17 protein-coding genes are annotated in these 17497 nt (G+C 45.5%); 2 read left to right on the forward strand and 15 right to left on the reverse strand.

Features of this window, described 5'->3' with window-relative positions:
- Window position 1 precedes the first annotated feature (1 nt).
- Window positions 2-1210 (forward strand): sodium ion-translocating decarboxylase subunit beta, encoded by a 1209-nt coding sequence (locus tag AACM02_RS08205; RefSeq protein ID WP_339116656.1) that lies wholly within the window; start codon window positions 2-4, stop codon window positions 1208-1210.
- A gap of 2 nt (window positions 1211-1212) precedes the next feature.
- Here the strand turns inward: AACM02_RS08205 and AACM02_RS08210 are convergent, their stop codons facing one another.
- From AACM02_RS08210 to AACM02_RS08280, 15 genes are all read right to left on the reverse strand, one after another.
- Window positions 1213-2739: a DUF1846 domain-containing protein gene (locus AACM02_RS08210; RefSeq protein ID WP_332457207.1), complete on the reverse strand. Its 1527-nt coding sequence runs from the start codon at window positions 2737-2739 to the stop codon at window positions 1213-1215.
- Between the two features lie 130 nt (window positions 2740-2869).
- On the reverse strand, window positions 2870-3655 hold the full coding sequence (gene ygiD, locus AACM02_RS08215; RefSeq protein WP_339116657.1) for a 4,5-DOPA dioxygenase extradiol: 786 nt from the start codon (window positions 3653-3655) through the stop codon (window positions 2870-2872).
- An 88-nt stretch (window positions 3656-3743) separates the two neighbouring features.
- Entirely contained in the window at window positions 3744-4169 is a 426-nt protein-coding gene (locus tag AACM02_RS08220; protein WP_339116658.1) for a GNAT family N-acetyltransferase, read from the reverse strand.
- A 161-nt stretch (window positions 4170-4330) separates the two neighbouring features.
- The gene (locus tag AACM02_RS08225; protein ID WP_339116659.1) at window positions 4331-6577 is read right to left on the reverse strand and encodes a TonB-dependent receptor; all 2247 of its coding nucleotides are present in this window, start codon (window positions 6575-6577) and stop codon (window positions 4331-4333) included.
- A gap of 175 nt (window positions 6578-6752) precedes the next feature.
- On the reverse strand, window positions 6753-7118 hold the full coding sequence (locus AACM02_RS08230; protein ID WP_339116660.1) for a hypothetical protein: 366 nt from the start codon (window positions 7116-7118) through the stop codon (window positions 6753-6755).
- Window positions 7119-7211: 93 nt separating this feature from the next.
- Entirely contained in the window at window positions 7212-8030 is an 819-nt protein-coding gene (locus tag AACM02_RS08235) for an alpha/beta hydrolase (RefSeq protein WP_214063490.1), read from the reverse strand.
- Between the two features lie 119 nt (window positions 8031-8149).
- Complete coding sequence (locus AACM02_RS08240) at window positions 8150-8626, reverse strand: hypothetical protein (protein WP_339116661.1); 477 nt, start codon at window positions 8624-8626, stop codon at window positions 8150-8152.
- A gap of 63 nt (window positions 8627-8689) precedes the next feature.
- Entirely contained in the window at window positions 8690-9898 is a 1209-nt protein-coding gene (locus AACM02_RS08245; protein ID WP_339116662.1) for a sodium/glutamate symporter, read from the reverse strand.
- Between the two features lie 17 nt (window positions 9899-9915).
- A complete protein-coding gene (locus AACM02_RS08250) occupies window positions 9916-10257 on the reverse strand; it encodes a hypothetical protein (protein ID WP_321716212.1) in 342 nt (113 codons plus the stop codon).
- 8 nt (window positions 10258-10265) lie between these two features.
- Complete coding sequence (gene murQ / locus AACM02_RS08255) at window positions 10266-11087, reverse strand: N-acetylmuramic acid 6-phosphate etherase (RefSeq protein WP_332457201.1); 822 nt, start codon at window positions 11085-11087, stop codon at window positions 10266-10268.
- A 12-nt stretch (window positions 11088-11099) separates the two neighbouring features.
- Window positions 11100-11954, reverse strand: a complete 855-nt coding sequence (locus AACM02_RS08260) for an ATPase (protein WP_332457200.1) — start codon at window positions 11952-11954, stop codon at window positions 11100-11102.
- A gap of 13 nt (window positions 11955-11967) precedes the next feature.
- Window positions 11968-13140 (reverse strand): DUF5009 domain-containing protein, encoded by a 1173-nt coding sequence (locus AACM02_RS08265; protein ID WP_339116663.1) that lies wholly within the window; start codon window positions 13138-13140, stop codon window positions 11968-11970.
- 374 nt (window positions 13141-13514) lie between these two features.
- Window positions 13515-14357 carry an SDR family oxidoreductase gene (locus tag AACM02_RS08270; protein WP_332457198.1) on the reverse strand — a complete coding sequence of 281 codons (843 nt, stop codon included), beginning with the start codon at window positions 14355-14357 and terminating at the stop codon, window positions 13515-13517.
- A 28-nt stretch (window positions 14358-14385) separates the two neighbouring features.
- On the reverse strand, window positions 14386-14952 hold the full coding sequence (locus AACM02_RS08275; RefSeq protein WP_339116664.1) for a YceI family protein: 567 nt from the start codon (window positions 14950-14952) through the stop codon (window positions 14386-14388).
- A 158-nt stretch (window positions 14953-15110) separates the two neighbouring features.
- Entirely contained in the window at window positions 15111-15686 is a 576-nt protein-coding gene (locus AACM02_RS08280; RefSeq protein WP_339116665.1) for a Crp/Fnr family transcriptional regulator, read from the reverse strand.
- Between the two features lie 280 nt (window positions 15687-15966).
- Here AACM02_RS08280 and AACM02_RS08285 point away from each other — a divergent pair, with 280 nt between their 5' ends.
- Window positions 15967-17409 carry a transposase gene (locus tag AACM02_RS08285; RefSeq protein ID WP_339115938.1) on the forward strand — a complete coding sequence of 481 codons (1443 nt, stop codon included), beginning with the start codon at window positions 15967-15969 and terminating at the stop codon, window positions 17407-17409.
- Window positions 17410-17497: the final 88 nt, after the last annotated feature.

The following is a 17497-nucleotide window of genomic DNA, read 5'->3' on the forward strand; positions in this document are numbered from 1 at the left end:
TATGAATGAGATTTTTTCGAACTTAGTAGATATGACGGCTTTTGGAAGCATTTCCTGGGGTACCTTACTTATGTGGATCATCGCTTTCATCCTGTTGTATCTGGGTATAAAAAAACAATATGAGCCGTTGCTCCTTGTTCCTATAGGGTTTGGTGTGCTGCTGGCAAACCTCCCCTTGGCTGGTTTGGGCATAGTGGATAACTCGCTCGTTCAATCGCCTGACGGAAGCTATATGAACCTGCTTGATATTGCCAGTGAGTACGGGATTATGAATTTCCTTTATTATGCGCTTATCAAGACTGGACTGCTGCCACCCATTATTTTTATGGGAGTAGGTGCATTGACGGATTTCGGACCCATGCTTCGTAACCTGAAACTTTCGTTGTTCGGTGGTGCTGCGCAATTGGGCATTTTTACCGTGCTTATTATAGCCGTACTTGTTGGTTTCAATATGAAGGAAGCCGCATCGCTAGCCATTATCGGTGGTGCAGACGGGCCTACGGCCATTTACACTACCATCAAGTTAGCACCCCATTTATTGGGTCCCATAGCTATTGCCGCTTATTCTTATATGGCGTTGGTTCCGGTGATTATTCCGTTGGTAGCCAATTTGCTGATGACCAAGAAGGAATTTCGTATCCACATGAAGAAAATGGATAAGCAGTTTCCCCCCAAGCACGAAATCAAACACCTGAAGACGGTGAAAATTGTTTTTCCAATAGTTTTGGGTGTTGTGGTAGCTGTTTTTGTACCTTCTGCGGCTCCGTTGGTGGGGATGTTGCTGTTCGGAAACCTTGTGAAGGAAATCGGGGCCAACACCAGCCGGCTCGCAGATGCAGCTTCCGGGCCCATTATGAATACGGCAACCATTTTCCTCGGATTAACAGTCGGGGCAACCATGACCTCTGAAGTGTTCCTGTCGCCACGGACGCTGGGAATTATCGTGGGTGGTTTTCTGGCGTTTGCTATCTCCGTTGCGGGAGGCATACTGGCCGTGAAACTGTTTAACCTGTTTTCGAAGAAAAAGATCAACCCTCTCGTGGGTGCTACGGGGCTGAGTGCTGTCCCAATGGCCTCACGCGTGGCCAATGAGATGGCGTTAAAATACGATAAATCCAACCACATCCTGCAGTATTGCATGGCCAGCAACGTGTCGGGAGTTATTGGGTCGGCTGTTGCTGCGGGTGTATTGATATCATTCTTGGGGTAAGATCACTCGCTCACAAACAACCGTTTACTGGAGAATAGCGGGTCGCAGGTTACGTTGATTTTTAATTTACGTAACCCGGCTTCATCTCCCGGAGTAGGTATATGAGTGGAGTGCATTTCGCAATTGTTCAGTTCGGTCAGTTTCTGCAATGCCATTTGTGCTGCAGGGTTGGATATCGCGCTAATCGCCAATGCTATAAGGGTCTCTTCCACATCAAGGCTGGCATTCTTCCCGTTCAAGATATCTTTCTTCAGGTGGGTAACCGAGTCGATAATATTTTCGGGCAGGAGAATCATGTTGTCGGGTAACCCTGCCAGGTGTTTGATAGCATTCAGGATCATACTGGAGGAGGCGTGCAGCAACGATGAATTCTTTCCGGTAACAAGGGTGCCGTCGTTCAGTTCAATGGCAGCGCCGCAATAGATTCCCCCGTATCCCTTTCCGTTCGTTTCGGCATCCTTGGCCGCTCTTCGGGCAGGTTCAACCACAAGACGATCTTCATCTTTCGCCCCGACTCTTTCCATGATCTCGGCGTTACGTTCGAGTGTTTCCGTGTCGATCTGGCCCATTGCGTAATCAACAAATCCCCGTAAATGCCGGCGGATAATTTCCTGATAAGCCGCCTCTTTGCATCGTTCATCATCAATAATCCCCGCACTGATCCGGTTTACCCCCATGTCGGTGGGAGAGAGATAGACGGAATTATTGCCAGTGATTTTCGTCAGAATCTCTTTCAGAAGATTGAAAGCCTCTATATCGCGGTTGTAATTCACCGCTTCCAATCCATATGCCTTCAGGTGGTAAGGGTCTATCATATTAACATCGCCTAAGTCTGCGGTTGCTGCTTCGTAGGCAATGTTGACCAGATGGTCTATAGGTAAATCCCAAATAGGGAATGTTTCGAATTTAGCGTAGCCGGCATTCTTTCCCTTTTTATAATCGTGATAAAGGTTGCTCAGGGCTGTGGCAAGCTTCCCGCTGCCGGGTCCGGGTCCGGTAACCACCACGATGGGTTTGGTGGTTTCGATGTATTCATTGGAGCCGTATCCTTCGTCGCTCACAATCAAATCGATGTTTTTCGGATAACCTCGCGTAGGATAGTGCAGGTAAACTTTAATGCCTTTCAACTCGAGTTTGTTCTTGAAGATTACTGCGGCGGGTTGTTTTTCGTACCGGGTAATAACAACGGCAGCTACATTGATGCCATACCATTTCAGGTCGTCGATGCTCTTCAATACGTCCACATCATAGGTGATGCCGAAATCGGCCCTGATTTTGCTTCGTTCGATATCTCCGGCATACACGCACATAATAACCTCTACCTGGTCTTTCAGTTTTTGCAAAAGACGCATTTTAACGTTCGGAGTGAAGCCGGGCAAGACCCGTGCTGCATGATAATCATACAAAATTTTTCCTCCGAATTCGAGGTATAATTTATCGTTGAACCGGCTTACGCGTTCGAGAATAGCAGAGGTTTGTTCTTGCAGGTATTTTTCATTGTCAAAACCAACACGACTAAAATTTTCCATCTTTTAATTTTCCGAATAATAAATAATAGATACAACTTACTTTCGGGACTCAAAATTACTCAAAATTTAGGAGAAATCCGCCTTAAATCGAGGAAAAGTAAGGGAGCAGAAGGTAAAACGGATAAGCCTTCTATCCAATTTTCAGCGCAGTCATTACCAATGATCCGCCGACAAATCCCCGGTTGAAGAATTCAACTTTTTCGTTATCTGTCTGTAATGCGAGCGCATAGAGCATGGGCAGGTAATGTTCGGGAGTAGGAATGGAGAGCCGGAAGTCTTCACCCTGGGTAAAATAATCGATAAGCGGAGCGTGATTATTTGCGGTAATATATCCGTACATTTTTTCTGCAGCGGAAATTGCCCATCCAAACCCGTAATCATCATCGTTGATCCTTCCCCAATCCAGCAGGTGCAGGTTGTGAACCATATTTCCGCTTCCCATGATCAAGATGCCGCGATTACGAAAATCCGACAAGCATCTGGCCAGGGAGTAATGCTCCTGCGGTGTTTTAGAACGGTCGAGGCTTAGCTGAACAACCGGTATGTCCGCATCGGGATACATGTGTTTCAGTACGGTCCACGTTCCGTGATCCAGCCCCCATTGATAATCGGGGCCAACCGAATACTGGCGGAGCGTATCGATTATCTCTCCTGCCAGTTCCGGATTTCCCGGGGCAGGATACTGAACTTCGTACAATTCCCGGGGAAACCCTCCGAAATCGTGAATGGTGCGAGGTGTTTCCATCCCCGTGACGAATGTTCCCTCAGTTTCCCAATGAGCTGAAATGCAAATAATGACATCGGGTTTGGGTATTTCCGCCGTTACTTGCCGGAACCCCCGGGTGAAGTTGTTTTCTTCCAAGGCAATCATCGGACTGCCGTGTCCGACGAAAAGAACGGGCATTTTAGTTGACATAAGGCGATTTTGTATATAATTTTATTAACCGTTGAAACAAAAGGCTCTGCGCAAGGATAACCGGACAACAGTAGTATGTGTCTGTCCATTAAAAAGTAAACCGGTATACGTTGGTCTCTCTTTTCCTGAATCCTAACTTTTGGTAAAGCCGGTTAGCCGCTACGCGGACAGGAGTGGAGGTCAGGTCTACTTTTTCGATGCCTTTTTCGCGTGCGACTTTCAACGCATGATATACCAATGACGCAGCTACTCCTTTTCCCCGGGCGTTCTCATCCACCACTACGTCTTCGATCCACGCTTTTTTCCCCGTGGGGATTTTATAAACGACAAGCGATAGTGTTCCTAAAATTTCATCGTTTTCCCGGGCTATGAAAAGAAAAGTATTTCCGGCTTGCAGAATTTCCTGCAACTCTTCCCGGGAAGGATAACTGTTTCTATCGATAAGCTGGGGTATCAATATTTTGAACGCTTTCAGAACAGTGTCGTCAATATTTTTTAATTGTTCTATGTGCATGTCCTCGTTTTTTGACTGTGTGGAATTTTACGGATATGTTTTTTTAAGCCTGAAGGCATAGGTTGAATGGAAACATAAAGGTAATTATAAATATGGCAACAAATCATAATTTGCTACAAGAAAATAATCGGCGTAAATGCCTGTTTACGCCGATTATGTATTTACATAGTGAGTTTTATGCCAGCAAAGAACGTGCGAGGAAGTGAAGGCCCGTACATGTATCCGGCATCACGAAGCGGTCCCCGGTCGAAATCTTTTTGAAAACTGTTGAGTATATTTTGAACACCCCCGTTGAGTTGCCAGGTTGTTTTGTCCGTTGCAAAAAAGTTATAAGCGAGTTTAATCGTGGAATCAAAAAAACCGGGTGTGCGAAATTCGGTATCTTCCGGTACGTAACCGGCAAAATGTTGTACCAACATGGGACCTGTGTATACACCGGATAGCGAAATGTTGAATGCTTCAGTCGGTGTACAGGTTGCTGTGAAATAGCCGTAGATATCGGGAGTGCGAAACATCTTGCGTTGCGGGTCGACGTTTGGATTGTTGCTCCACGATTCCGGTTTGTTATACATGCTTTCCTGGATTGTTCCGCCCATCTGTAATTGAAACTTTCGGCCCGGAGCAATTTTTCCTTCAATGTTTACACCTTTCACGACGGCTCCCGACCCGTTCCGCCTTTCCTTTAACAGGTTGCCCTGCGGATCTTTTCCAATCTCTTCCAACAGAAATACGTCTTTGAGATGTGTATAAAAGCCTTCGATCAGTAAATTCGTTTCTACAGGGCCGAACGCTTTGTACAAATCGGCAGAAATACTGACTGTTTGTGAGTATTCAGGTTTCAGACCAGGCGATAGCTGAATGATGCTTACTTCTCCGCCCACAGCGGTAATGTGAAGGTCTTCGTCGAAGGCTTGTGGGGCGCGAAACCCGGTGGAATAACCGCCGCGGAGGACAACAAGGGGGGTAGGAGCGTAGCGTATGTTAATTCTCGGACTCAGAATAGCTTTTTTGATCAGGTTGTGCTTATCCAGTCTCACTCCTGTTAAAATACTCCAAGCCGCATTTTTCCATTCGTTTTGCAGGAAAGTGCTTTTTGTGTTCACCTCTTGGTCCAACTTTCGGTTATAACCCAGCATTTCATCACTCATCGTATTGTAATTCAGTTCTACTCCTGTTGTAACTACAGACGGCATAAACAAAAACCTTTCCGAGGAATAACTGTATTGTACTCCTCCCATCATGCTGTTGTCAGCGGTTGTTCCGTAGGCGTTCGGATCTCTTTGGGTCCCGTAATAGCTTTGACGGTAGATAAATTGCCCGGACAGGTAAGCATTTATTTTGTGCTTGTAATTTCGCGAAAGAAAGTTGTAATTGGTGTTTGCCGAATGAATGTTGTGTTCCGTTTGTTCGGTAATGTCGGTAGTATGAGGAGGTTTGTCGAGCATGTTCCCTCCGCGCCGGAATTCATTGATAAAATGATACTCTATAGTTAGTTTGTTGTAATTGTTAAACTTGTAGAATCCGCGCAACCCCATGGTGTTGCCTCGCAGTTTGCCTATCTCCGTGAAGCCGTCGTCGTCGTAATCCAATGCTTCGCGTTGGCGATTGGATGCAAAAACAAGCAGGCCGGTCTTTAGGCTGTTGTCCACCAGCGAAGCGTGGAACGATAGGTTGTTGTCGGGAGAAGATGCACCGATAATGTTTGTTACGTTACTCACGGAAAGGTTGTTTGTTTTGGGTTCTTTTGTGATAATATTGATGGTCCCTGCTATGGCATTGGACCCGAAAAGGGCGGATCCTCCACCTCGCATCACCTCCACGCGCTCTATCATGTTGGCCGGTATTTGTTCGATACCATATACGCCAGCCAGAGCGCTGAATATCGGACGGCTATCGATGAGAATTTGGGAGTAGGGGCCGTCGAGCCCATTGATGCGAACTTGTTGAAATCCGCAGTTCTGGCAGTTGCTTTCAATCCGTAGTCCCGGCTGAAAATTCAGTCCTTGTGCCAGGGTCACCGAATTGGTGTTCTCCATCAGCAAGGGGGTTATCACGCTGACCACCGAGGGAGCTTCTTTCCTTTTTGTTTCTGTCCGGTTTGCCGAAACAACGACGGTTTCAAGCAATACCTCATCATCTTCCATTACAAAGTTCACTTCGATGGTTTTCCCGCCCTCCAGGGTTACGGGGCTCTCTACAGATTTATATCCTACCCCAGACGCAACAAGTATGAAGTTGCCTTTGGGAAGATCCTTCAGGTAGTAATGTCCCGTTTCATCGGTGGCGGTGGCATGCGAAGTTTCTTTTAAAGAAACGGTTACGAACGGGATATGTTCTTTTGTAGACTGATGTAATATGTGGCCGACTATGTTAGCGTCGCTTCTTCCATGCTGGTGCCTGTGTTGCATACGCACCTGATTTTTTTGTTGGGGAAAAACCGCAAGAGTATATACAATTGCGAACAAAACCCATATAAGTTTCTTCATTTCAATTTTTTAATTAATTACACGTGTTTGCCTGGACATGCACATGAGTTGTGCTGCCCGTGTTGTGGCCAAGAAAAAAAATATTCTTGCCGAAAATCTATGTGTGTAATTGAATTGGAGGCGCACGCCACCCATTTGCCCGGATGAGCATGCGTTTTAGGGCGAAATGTTCTTGCTTGGGACGGATATAGCCGCTTATCTGCTTGCTTAGTGCAGCATATGCAGCACACAGGAACAAGCCCGTGAAATAGAAATGCGAGAGTGCCTGGATGAGGTTAAGTGAGGAAGTACCGTGCTGGTGATCGGTTTTGTTTCCGTCTTGAGCCAAAAAATTAAAGTGGGAATGGACAATGCGTTCGCCGTTAACTTCATGGGTATGAATAAATAAAGAAATATTTCCGTAATAACTTACGAAAAGCACCAGCAGAAAATATCCCGATAGTATGCTGAACCGTTGTCTCATTGCTATAACAAAGATACGGCTATCCGGAATTCTGTTTAAACAGTATTGATAAAATTGATTATTCGGGAAAAGCTATAATACAGTCAAGTGAAGTTATTCCTCCCTTATGATATTCTCAATCTCCTTCATTACCAGCGGTAATGCTGGATATACCATGCCGTGATCGTAGCCGTCGAGTTCGAGAAGGCGGGTTTTCTTGTGTCCCGCCACTTTCATCATTCGCGCAAGATATGCGTTTTCTTCGTACCTGCCAAGCATCTCCAATTCCCTGTCTCCGGTAATGAGCAGGAGTGGCGGAGCATCGTGACGGACGTGAAAAAGAGGAGCAAATTCATCCACAACGGGTTGTGTGTTTTTTATTCCCCGCTGTTCGCGGATATTAAAGTGTGTGATGGTTTGTGCGCTGAGGGGAATAAGCCCTGCAATGCGGTTGGCATCAATATTGTGCGCTGCCAGGTATTTTTTGTCTAAACCCGCCATACAGGTAAGGTAACCGCCGGCAGAATGTCCCGATACGAAAATTTTGGATGCGTCACCACCGTATTTTTCGATGTTTTTGAATGCCCAGGCTATTGCAGCAGCTGCATCTTCTATATAGGCGGGTGCCTTAACTTTTGGTGAGAGCCGGTAATTAACGCCGATGATGCAGGTATTTTTATGTTTGAACCCGTCGGGAAGTTCTTTCTCTCCGCCTGTTAATCCGCCACCGTGAAACCAAACGACGGTGGCAAAATCTTTTTTGTCGGTTGGATAGTAAATATCGAGAATACAACGTTCCCTGATGTATGCATCTGACTCCATCTTCGCATCATCGTAATAGGGGATATTCCTGATGATTCTGTAGTTCGTTTCCTGCGCAATACCACTCAGTGAAGTGCTGATTAACAAAGAGATAAGAAGACTCTTTTTCATTACCAATTATACTTTATGAATTGTTAATTATAAATATTATCTTGATTAGAACACCCATTCTTCGTTTTGGGGAGATGACGTTTGGGATTTACCTGTTCCGAAACTCAGTAGCCGGCCTTTTAAATCGAAAGACAGCCATCGATCGGAAAGTTGCAGTTCTGAACGGTGGGTGTAGAAACCCTCTCAACAATCATTCCGGGTTGCAATTGATTCCATCTTTCACTGAAACGATTGTTCGCCAAGGCTGTAGTCCTCCGTATCATATCGTCTGCATGGTCTAGGTAATTGTTTTTGGCTTCTTCGTTTTGGAATATTTTTATCACGTATGTACGTTCGCCTTCATCCAGAAGATAATTGGATTGAAACAGCTGCACATAATTTTTGTACCGGTACCTGTTGAGTATCTCACGGATAAAAGCTCTGAATTCCCGTTCAACATCCGCTTCCGAAGAATTTACATCCCACCGGATGGTTTGATAAGCCACGTCATTCTTTATTTTTACGACCGTTTTTCTACCGAAAGTCAACGTCTCACAACTGCTTAACGAAATAAGCATCACACCTGAGATGATGAGTTTAAGAATCGTTGTTTTCATCTGCCTGTTTCTTTAGTTTACGTTAAAAAGCACCTTTTTTAGAGTGTGCAAGTGCGAGAATGGTTATAAAAAAGCTAAAAATCCGGTAATCATCAGCACGTTGATAAAATCGATAAAGAACGCTCCCACTACAGGAACAATAAAATAGGCCACACGAGAATAGCCGAACTTATCGCAAATGGAATCCAGGTTCGCCATTGCGTTGGCGGTGGAACCCATTGCAAAACCGATCAGTCCCGATGTGGAAACCGCCGAATCGTAATTTCGCCCCATCGCCGGAAAGGCTACGAACCGGGGGAAAACATACATCAACATTACCTGTGCGAGCAACAAAACCATCAGCGGTAATGCCAGACTGCTCAATTCCCAGAGGCGCATTGTCATAATGGCTATGGATATGAAAATGTTCAGGCAGATATCGCCAATCAGTTGGATTTCGGTGTTGAGTGTAAAATCTTCCCTAGTATCCATAATGTTACGGATAATGGCTGCCACGATCATTGGTCCGATATAAATAGGAAATTTTACCGTACCGATAAACATTCCCATAAAATTATTCAGTAAATCGGTAAAAATTACGCCGATACCCATCGAAACAAGGATAAGGAACGATGCTTTGGTAATTCGTTCTCCGTCCATTGGGACCGGGTGAGCTTGCATCGCATCGATTTTCTGTTCTTCTTCATCGGCTTTTCGAGTGCTCAGCAGCTTCTTTCGCACAATCAGGTTATTTCCAATGGGAGCACCCATCAGTGACCCCATCAGCAAACCGAAAGTGGCGGATGCTATTGCCACGGCGTGAGCACCCGAAATACCTGTAGCTTCCACTTCGGGGGCAATGGCCGCCGAAGTGCCTAGCCCGCCCATCAGTGCGGTAGAACCGGTCATCATCGCCAGTTGAGGCGAGAGATTGAGCGGTTTTGCCAACCCAATAGCTACAAGGTTCTGCAACAGGCTGAAAATCGTGGCCAATCCGAGGAAGATAAGCAAAACCGTACCACCTTTCCTCAGCAATTTAAGGCTTACGTTGAAGCCTATAGAAGTAAAGAAAACGGTCATAAAAAAAGCCTGTAATACGTTGTCGAACTGTAAAAAAAGGATCTCTGACGAATGAAGTGCCAACGATGCCAACGCAAACAGCAATCCGCCGATTACGGGCGAAGGAATGGCATATTTACGAAAAAAATAAACTTTTACTTTCAGGAATTTCCCCAGCAACAACAGCAAAACTGCCAGGCCAACGGTCACATACATATTTATGGTTAAGGTCATTGCCGGAAAAGTATGGGTTAGAAATTGTCGGGTGGGGTGCTCAGTGCGGTTATGGTAACCTCCTGAAAATCCGTATCAAAATTAGCCAGTAACATTTCAACGAATTTGGCATGAAAGAATGTATACAGTTTTGAGGTTACGTGTCTGCGGTCTTTTCGCTTAAGCAATCCGAATCGCAATTCATTCTCCTCCACCCATATCTGCGGTTTCAAAAAGGCTTCGTTTTTCCACAACAAAGGTGAAGGGGTGATGCGTCCGTCTGTCATAACAGTCCATTTCTCCACTTTTCGGGTTGCAATACCTTCGTATATTTTGTCGAGCAGTAAATTGGGGTTGTGGGTCTTTATGATGATAGCCATTGGAACGGTTATTTTTGTTGATTTTTATATATCTCTATCGCTGTTTTTACATTTCCATGTAGCAGGAGCAGGTTTTTTGCCTGCTCATAAGATAACCCGAGTTCGTCAACGATCATCCGGGTTCCCCTGTCCACGAGTTTTTGATTGGTCAGTTGCATATTTACCATTTTGTTGCCTTTTACTCTTCCCAATTTTATCATTGTGGCTGTGGTAATCATGTTGAGCACGAGTTTTTGTGCAGTACCCGATTTCATTCGGGTACTTCCGGTAACATATTCAGGACCTACGACTGGTTCAATTTTTATCTCAGCTTCCGCGGCTACGGGCGAGCCCGGATTGCAGCTTATTGCCCCGGTAAGGATTCCTTTCTCCCTTGCTTTACGTAATGCTCCGATAACGTATGGAGTGGTGCCCGATGCGGCGATGCCTACCAGCGTGTCGTTTTGATTGATTTTGTATTCCAACAGTTCTTCCCAAGCCTGGTCGTAGTTATCCTCCGCCGCTTCTACCGGGTTGCGCAGAGCGGAATCACCACCTGCAATCAGCCCGATAACGTATGTGTCGGGCATTCCATATGTGGGGGGAATCTCCGACGCATCCAGCACGCCAAGCCTTCCACTGGTTCCGGCCCCTATATAGAAAAGCCTCCCGCCTCGTTTCATGCGTTCCACAATTCCTGTAACGAGCTTTTCTAATTCGGAAAGGGTCTTTTGTACGGCAAGAGCTACTTTTTGGTCTTCCTGATTGATTTCTGCAAGAATTTCGAATATCGGTTTTTTCTCCAAATCGTTGTAAAGCGAGGGTTGTTCGGTTATTTTGATGAAAGTCATACGGGTTATAAGTTACGAATAAAATTTTATTAATCCTTCCATGGGCGATTGTTCAATCTTTCCGATCTTTATTTTTTTTTCTTCAGCAACTTTGCGTAAAACACCGGAAAAATACCAGGCGATTGAGCCTACAAAATTAACCTTATTTTTCTGATAATTGTATTGCATCACATTTCGTTCGAAGAAATCGGAGAAACTTCGTTCAACAATACGCCGAATGGATTGCTCTTCGATATGTTTCCATAAAAAGGGTGCAAGTGTTGCCAGAAACCTGCTGGGGAAAGGTTGTCTATATACTTTATCGATAATGGTTGCCTGGTCCAGATCGTATTCGGCGAGGAGTTTCTCTTTTAATCCTTCCGACAACTGATTTTTCAGCGCATCGCTGACCAATTGCTTGCCCAGTACTGCGCCACTTCCTTCATCGCCCAGGATAAACCCCAGTGGAGATACCTGTTTGACCATGTTGTAGCCATCCCATTCACAGGAGTTGCTTCCGGTACCCAGGATACAGGCGATCCCGGCATTATGCCCGCAGAGGCTGTGCGCTGCAGCCATCAAGTCGCTATATATACAGATGGCATCGATGGGAAACGAACGGTATATGGCGTTCTTCACAAAAACGATTTTTTCCGGGATACAGCCGGACCCGTAAAAATGGATCGACTGAACCTTTTTTCCCTTCAGGAGAGGGTAGGCATGTAACCTGATTTCTTCTGCGATCTCCTCCTCGGTCTGATAGACCGGGCTGATTCCTTTTGTGGAAAACCGCTGCACGATCTCTCCTCCGTATGTCAGGCACCAGTCGGTCTTGGTGGCGCCGCTGTCGGCGATCAGTATGTTACCTCCTGATTGTGAATGATCCATTTTGATTGGTTGTTTATAGTTTAATATAAATCTTTTTTCTGTACAGTATATATCCGAACAGCCAACAGAACGTAATGAACAGCAGCGCATAGAGCAGCGATCCGAAATAGTCCCCCGCCCACGGGCGCAGCAGCACTTCGTAAATAAACCCTTTTACAGAGATTATCTCTCCCTGCCAGTTAAGCCGGATGTTGGCGACCAGGTTGGCCATTACGCCTGCAAAAACATATACGATGAGTGGATTTACCCCGAAGGCGTGAAAGAAACGGCTCCATCGCTCTTTTTGATGGATATCGATGATCCAGATCAGCAGTCCCAGCAGTTGCGCGGCAAAGCCGGTGGTAGTTAGCACGAATGTGGAGCTCCATATCTTCTTGTTAATGGGGCATCCGTACTGCAGGAGTAATCCCGAAAATGCCAGTATCGTACCCCATATCAGCAGTTTCTCCACCCGGGTGTGGTTGTCTTTGTTCTCCACAATCAGTTTTCCGGAAAGAAAACCGATCAGTACGTGGGCGACGGAGGGGAGGGTGCTGAGCAGCCCTTCGGGTTCGAATGCGATGCGTACTCCTTCCGGTGTAGTGTCCTTGTACATATGGGAAGTACCCATGAGTGCTTTGTCGACCACCGCTATAATATTCTCTTCCGACATCTCAAACCCTTTTCCGAAACGAAGAATCAGGTAATACCCCAGGAGCAGGATGCCAACCACCCACGGGAGCAGTTTACCCTTCACAAGAACAGCAGTCAGGGCGGCAAAGCCGTATGCCAACGCCAGCCTTTGCAGTACTCCGAGTATGCGCAGGGTGTCGAAATGGCTTGCCGCCACACCGAAGGGTTCTCCGGAAGCAAGACCCCGCGTAAGTTGCCCAAACCATCCCAGTGCCAGTCCGATCACGAAGATGAGGAAGGTACGCCGTACAATTTTCCAGACGGCTGTTTTGGAGGGTTCAAAGTTAAATTTTCGCAGTGACATAAAGGTAGATACCCCCATGATAAACATGAAGAAGGGAAATACCAGGTCAGTCGGTGTGAGTCCATGCCAGTGAGCGTGTTTGAATGGCGCATAGGCGTAAGTCCACGAACCGGGGTTGTTGACCATGATCATACCGGCAATGGTAATGCCGCGGAGGATGTCGAGTGACAGGAGGCGGTTGTCCTGTCTGGGGGAAAGAGTCACGTTCATAGATGATTGTTAATAATGTTAATTTCTTAGAGGTTATCAACTTGTAAGAATATCGCTACAGATTCTTTAGATTATGATTCCCAGGAAGAAAGAACAAAAATTGATACAGATTTATATGTATGTGTCTTATGCGACCAGGAACTGAAATATTATTGCCAAAGATACAGCAATAATTCGAATCCTGCTTTTACCGGTCAGGAAATAATGACCATCTGTCTGTTTCATTCTGTCTCACTCCATGATATTCGTGCTTCAGGTAGTGTTATCCCTAAAACCGCATTGAATGTTTTTGATTAAAACAAGCAATGCGGTGAAAGTTCAATCCCGGTATGATGATTACCGTGGATGGCTATGGAATGAAGGGCCGGCAAGAACTATAAGGCAGCCTTCACCGAATCAGCCAGGGGAGTGGTAGGCCTGCCAATCAATGCAGAGAGCTGATGGGAATCATCAAACAGATCGTCCTTCGATGCCGAAACATCCCAACTGGCGATGGCAGCTGCAAATCCCGCAGGAATCTCAAAACTTTCCAGGATTTTGGTATATTCAGCTTCAGTCAGGTTTCTGTAGGGGATGTTTGTCCCGGTCTGGTTTGAGATTTCGGCCGCTAAATCAGCTAGTGTATAATAATCGTCTCCGGCTAATTCGTACACTTTTCCCTTGTGTGATTCGTCGGTTATAGCCACTGCTGCTGCTTCGGCATAATCGACACGGGCGGCAGATGATATTTTTCCGTTGCCGGCACTTCCGATGAAGGCACCTCCTGCTAATGCACCTCCAATGGAACCGGTATAGTTTTCGGTATACCATCCGTTGCGAAGGATAGTATAATTGATACCGGAAGCTTTTAACGCTTCTTCCGTGGTCATATGTTCCCCAGCAAGATTCAACGTGGTGGAATCCGCATGCAACAGGCTGGTGTATACGATCCATTCCACACCGGCTTTACCGGCTGCCTCTATCACATTGAAATGCTGACGGGCACGCTGGCCAATTTCGTTGCCTGAGATAAGTACCAGCCGGTCTACTCCGGCAAGTGCTGCTGTCATCGTTTCGGGTTGGTTGTAATCAAAGGCTCGTACCTCTACTTCCAGGGCAGATGCTTTCCCCGGTGTGCGGACAAGTGCCACGATGTTTTCATTGGAAACCCTCTTTTTTAACTCTTCCACAACAAAGGTTCCTAAATGCCCGGTTGCTCCAGTGACTGCTATTTTCATACGATTATTTTTATTTTTATGTACGTTTTTATTTCAGAACCAGTTTGATGTCCAGCGTGAATATGTCGTCAATTACTTTGTCGCCCAAGTTGTTAAAGAATGATTTGGAACCGTATCGCACACCAAATTTAGAGCGGTCTACCTTCAGTTGTGTCGAATAAACATTGTCTTTTCTGTTTACCACAAACGATACCTTCTCTGTCTTTCCCTTGATGGTCAGCAAGCCCGTGACCAGTGCTTTATCCGAATTGAATTTACCCGCTCTGGTTATTTTAAACGTAGCGGTGGGGTGATTGTTCACACCAAAAAAATCGTCCGATTTCAAGTGATCCACCAACTGCTTGTTGTAACCTGCATCTTTCAGGTCGTCGTTGGTGAGGCTGTTCATGTCGATCACCACATTTCCGCTTACAACCTCACCGTTTTTTAACTCAAAAGATCCGCTCTGTATCTGAATTTTTCCATTGTGAGAGCCCCCTATTTTTTTCCCGGTCCATAGAACCTGCGATTTACTCAGGTCGATTTCACTTTTTTGTGCCGATGCTGATAAAGTTCCTATCAATAAAAGGATTGCCAATAAATTAATTGTTTTCATACGTTTTTTAGTTTTTTTGTGGGTGAAACTACTCAGATATGACTGTCCGTTTCAACCGGTCTGATTTTGAATTGTTTCTTTAATTATTACGGCACAAAGGTAGCGTAGTGCCGTGCCTCCAACACTTGATCTATGGTAAGAAATGAAACGCATCTGAATTAAATTCTCTTCCTGATGCGGCTCAAACTTTCCGGAGTGATGCCCAGGTAGGAGGCAATGTAGATTAAGGGAACCCGCTGAAACATCATGGGATGTTCCTTCAGCATGTCGCTGTAACGATCCATGGCCGTTTCCCACATGTTTGCATTGAGTCGTTTCAGTGCGTTGATGTACGCCTTCTGAAAAAGGATGCGAAAATATCTTTCCAGTTTCGGCACTTCCTCATACAGCTGCTCCAGTCGTTGAAAGGAAATGCGGAGCATCTGTGTGTCCTCCAATGCCTCAATGTTGTACTTGGAAGGTGTTTGCGTGAAGAAACTCTCCAGGTCACTGATCCAGCTATTGTCCATCCTGATCTGGTAGATGTGTTCTGTCCCCTTTGAATCGATATAAAAAGAGCGCAAGCAGCCTGTGGTAATGAAATATAAGTATTTGCAAGTTTTGCCAGACACCAGCAGGTCTTTTTTTTTCCTGATGGAACACGGTTCAAAAGCAGACAGGATAACCGATTCATCTTCAGGAGTTATTTCCGTCCACTTTTTAAAATAATAGAGCAGCTTGTTATCTTTTGTCATTTGGTTTTCAGTCATTCATCATCTGTATCATGCAATAAACAACTGCTTTTTTGAAATGTTCACCGTTATAAACCCGCTGTTAATAATGTCTGTCAGAGCCATTACCGTCTTAGTGAAGATTGTTGCAAGGGTATATCCCTTATTGATTCGCATTAACTGATGTTTCGCAGTTAAAAATGAAGTTGATAATCAGAGGATAAGAGATAAAAAAAGCAGCATATTTTAGCTAATATATCATTGAAAATGATTATCTTAGCGATGGAAACCAAACCATTAAAATATGCTGCAGGACAAAGATATTAAAAAGATTCAAGAGTTGAAAGCGGACTTTACCCCCGGCAGGGTTTCCGCTGAAGATATTTTTAGCCGCTTCAAGGCGTTGAAGCTAAGCGAAGGTCTTTCTGAGTTCAAATGGTTCAAGACCCGGGGATATGATTTTAAAATGGTCCTGGCCCTGCTGGTCTCCATGGTGGTCAGTTCAGACAAGACGGTCAACTCCTATCTGAACAGCCCCACAGGTGAAGGTTCCACCATGGGCAAGGATGTGTTCTATCGCTTGAAGAACAGTTCCATCATATGCTGGCGGATGCTTATGTGGCATCTTGTGCATCGTTTTCTGACGGTGACGTCCAAAGATAGTGATGTAGATGATACCTCATCCCGTTACCTGATCTTCGATGACACCACCCTGTCTAAAACCGGGAAGCGTATAGAGAAGATCGGGAAGGTATGGGATCATGTAACCAACAGCTACGTGCTTGGATTCAAGCTGTTGGTGATGATGTACTGGGACGGTAAGTCCTCCATACCACTGGATTTCAGTCTTCACCGGGAAAAAGGGAAAAAGCAGGAACGCCCGTTTGGGATGACCAAAAAGCAGATCCGCAAGCAATACAGTTGCAAGCGTATCAAGGACTCGTACACCGCTAAACGTGTGGAAGAACTGGACACGAACAAGATTCAGATGGTCCTGCGGATGTTTTTCACGGCCATCTATCGCGGGCTTCGTGTTGATTACGTCCTGGTGGACAGCTGGTTTACTTGCGATGCGTTGATACAGGCTATCCGGAGTGTGAAGGACAAGGAAGTTCACCTGATCGGGATGTACAAGTTTGCAAAGACTAAGTTTGAGTATCAGGGTAAGAGCCTGACTCACGCCCAGATCAATAACATGCTGGGCAAACCCAGGCGCTGCCGTTCCCTGGGTTACCAGTACAAACAGGCCAGGGTGCTGTACCAAGGTGTTGAGATCTGCCTTTTCTTTAGTCGTCGGGGCAAAAATGACAAATGGAAGGTTTTGTTGACGACGGACACGAAACTGACGTTCAAGGGATTGATCGGGCATTACCAGGTAAGATGGGTTGTGGAGGTGTTCAATCGAGAATCGAAGCAATTGTTGAACCTGGGAAGATGTCAATCCAGTAACTTTGACGCCCAGGTAGCAGAAACGACCATCAGCATGATAGCCTATCTGTTATTGACACTGCGTTTCCGGTACGATAACTACGAGTCGAAAGGGGCACTTTATCGGTCAATGAACGCCGATGTGCTCAGGGAAACACTCGACAGACGGCTATGGGGGCTGTTCATCGAGTTAGTCTGCTCAGTATGCGAGGTATTGGAGATGGATGCCGATGATTTACTTGAAAAAATGTTGGCCAATCCAAAAGCAGAATCCATGATCATTGCACTGTGTTGTTCGGTGATGGTTAAGGACGATTGAGAAATTGTAAAATATAAAATGTTATAGTACAGAGATATAGATAATAATGCATTTCCCTTCTATTTCTTTGTCAATGGTTTGAGGGAAG

The organism is Petrimonas sp., from assembly GCF_963921705.1.
Classification (GTDB): Bacteria; Bacteroidota; Bacteroidia; order Bacteroidales; family Dysgonomonadaceae; genus Petrimonas; species Petrimonas sulfuriphila.

Excerpts from the sequence above, each read along its gene's own strand:
- AACM02_RS08260 (WP_332457200.1), bottom strand. The coding sequence starts at position 11,954 with ATGGATCATTCACAATCAGGAGGTAACATACTGATCGCCGACAGCGGC.
- AACM02_RS08270 (WP_332457198.1), bottom strand. The coding sequence starts at position 14,357 with ATGAAAATAGCAGTCACTGGAGCAACCGGGCATTTAGGAACCTTTGTT.
- AACM02_RS08280 (WP_339116665.1), bottom strand. The coding sequence starts at position 15,686 with ATGACAAAAGATAACAAGCTGCTCTATTATTTTAAAAAGTGGACGGAA.
- ygiD (WP_339116657.1), bottom strand. The coding sequence starts at position 3,655 with ATGTCAACTAAAATGCCCGTTCTTTTCGTCGGACACGGCAGTCCGATG.
- AACM02_RS08265 (WP_339116663.1), bottom strand. The coding sequence starts at position 13,140 with ATGAACGTGACTCTTTCCCCCAGACAGGACAACCGCCTCCTGTCACTC.
- AACM02_RS08210 (WP_332457207.1), bottom strand. The coding sequence starts at position 2,739 with ATGGAAAATTTTAGTCGTGTTGGTTTTGACAATGAAAAATACCTGCAA.
- AACM02_RS08240 (WP_339116661.1), bottom strand. The coding sequence starts at position 8,626 with ATGAAAACAACGATTCTTAAACTCATCATCTCAGGTGTGATGCTTATT.
- AACM02_RS08285 (WP_339115938.1), top strand. The coding sequence starts at position 15,967 with ATGCTGCAGGACAAAGATATTAAAAAGATTCAAGAGTTGAAAGCGGAC.
- AACM02_RS08250 (WP_321716212.1), bottom strand. The coding sequence starts at position 10,257 with ATGGCTATCATCATAAAGACCCACAACCCCAATTTACTGCTCGACAAA.
- AACM02_RS08205 (WP_339116656.1), top strand. The coding sequence starts at position 2 with ATGAATGAGATTTTTTCGAACTTAGTAGATATGACGGCTTTTGGAAGC.
- AACM02_RS08230 (WP_339116660.1), bottom strand. The coding sequence starts at position 7,118 with ATGAGACAACGGTTCAGCATACTATCGGGATATTTTCTGCTGGTGCTT.
- AACM02_RS08235 (WP_214063490.1), bottom strand. The coding sequence starts at position 8,030 with ATGAAAAAGAGTCTTCTTATCTCTTTGTTAATCAGCACTTCACTGAGT.
- AACM02_RS08225 (WP_339116659.1), bottom strand. The coding sequence starts at position 6,577 with ATGCAACACAGGCACCAGCATGGAAGAAGCGACGCTAACATAGTCGGC.
- AACM02_RS08275 (WP_339116664.1), bottom strand. The coding sequence starts at position 14,952 with ATGAAAACAATTAATTTATTGGCAATCCTTTTATTGATAGGAACTTTA.
- murQ (WP_332457201.1), bottom strand. The coding sequence starts at position 11,087 with ATGACTTTCATCAAAATAACCGAACAACCCTCGCTTTACAACGATTTG.
- AACM02_RS08220 (WP_339116658.1), bottom strand. The coding sequence starts at position 4,169 with ATGCACATAGAACAATTAAAAAATATTGACGACACTGTTCTGAAAGCG.
- AACM02_RS08245 (WP_339116662.1), bottom strand. The coding sequence starts at position 9,898 with ATGACCTTAACCATAAATATGTATGTGACCGTTGGCCTGGCAGTTTTG.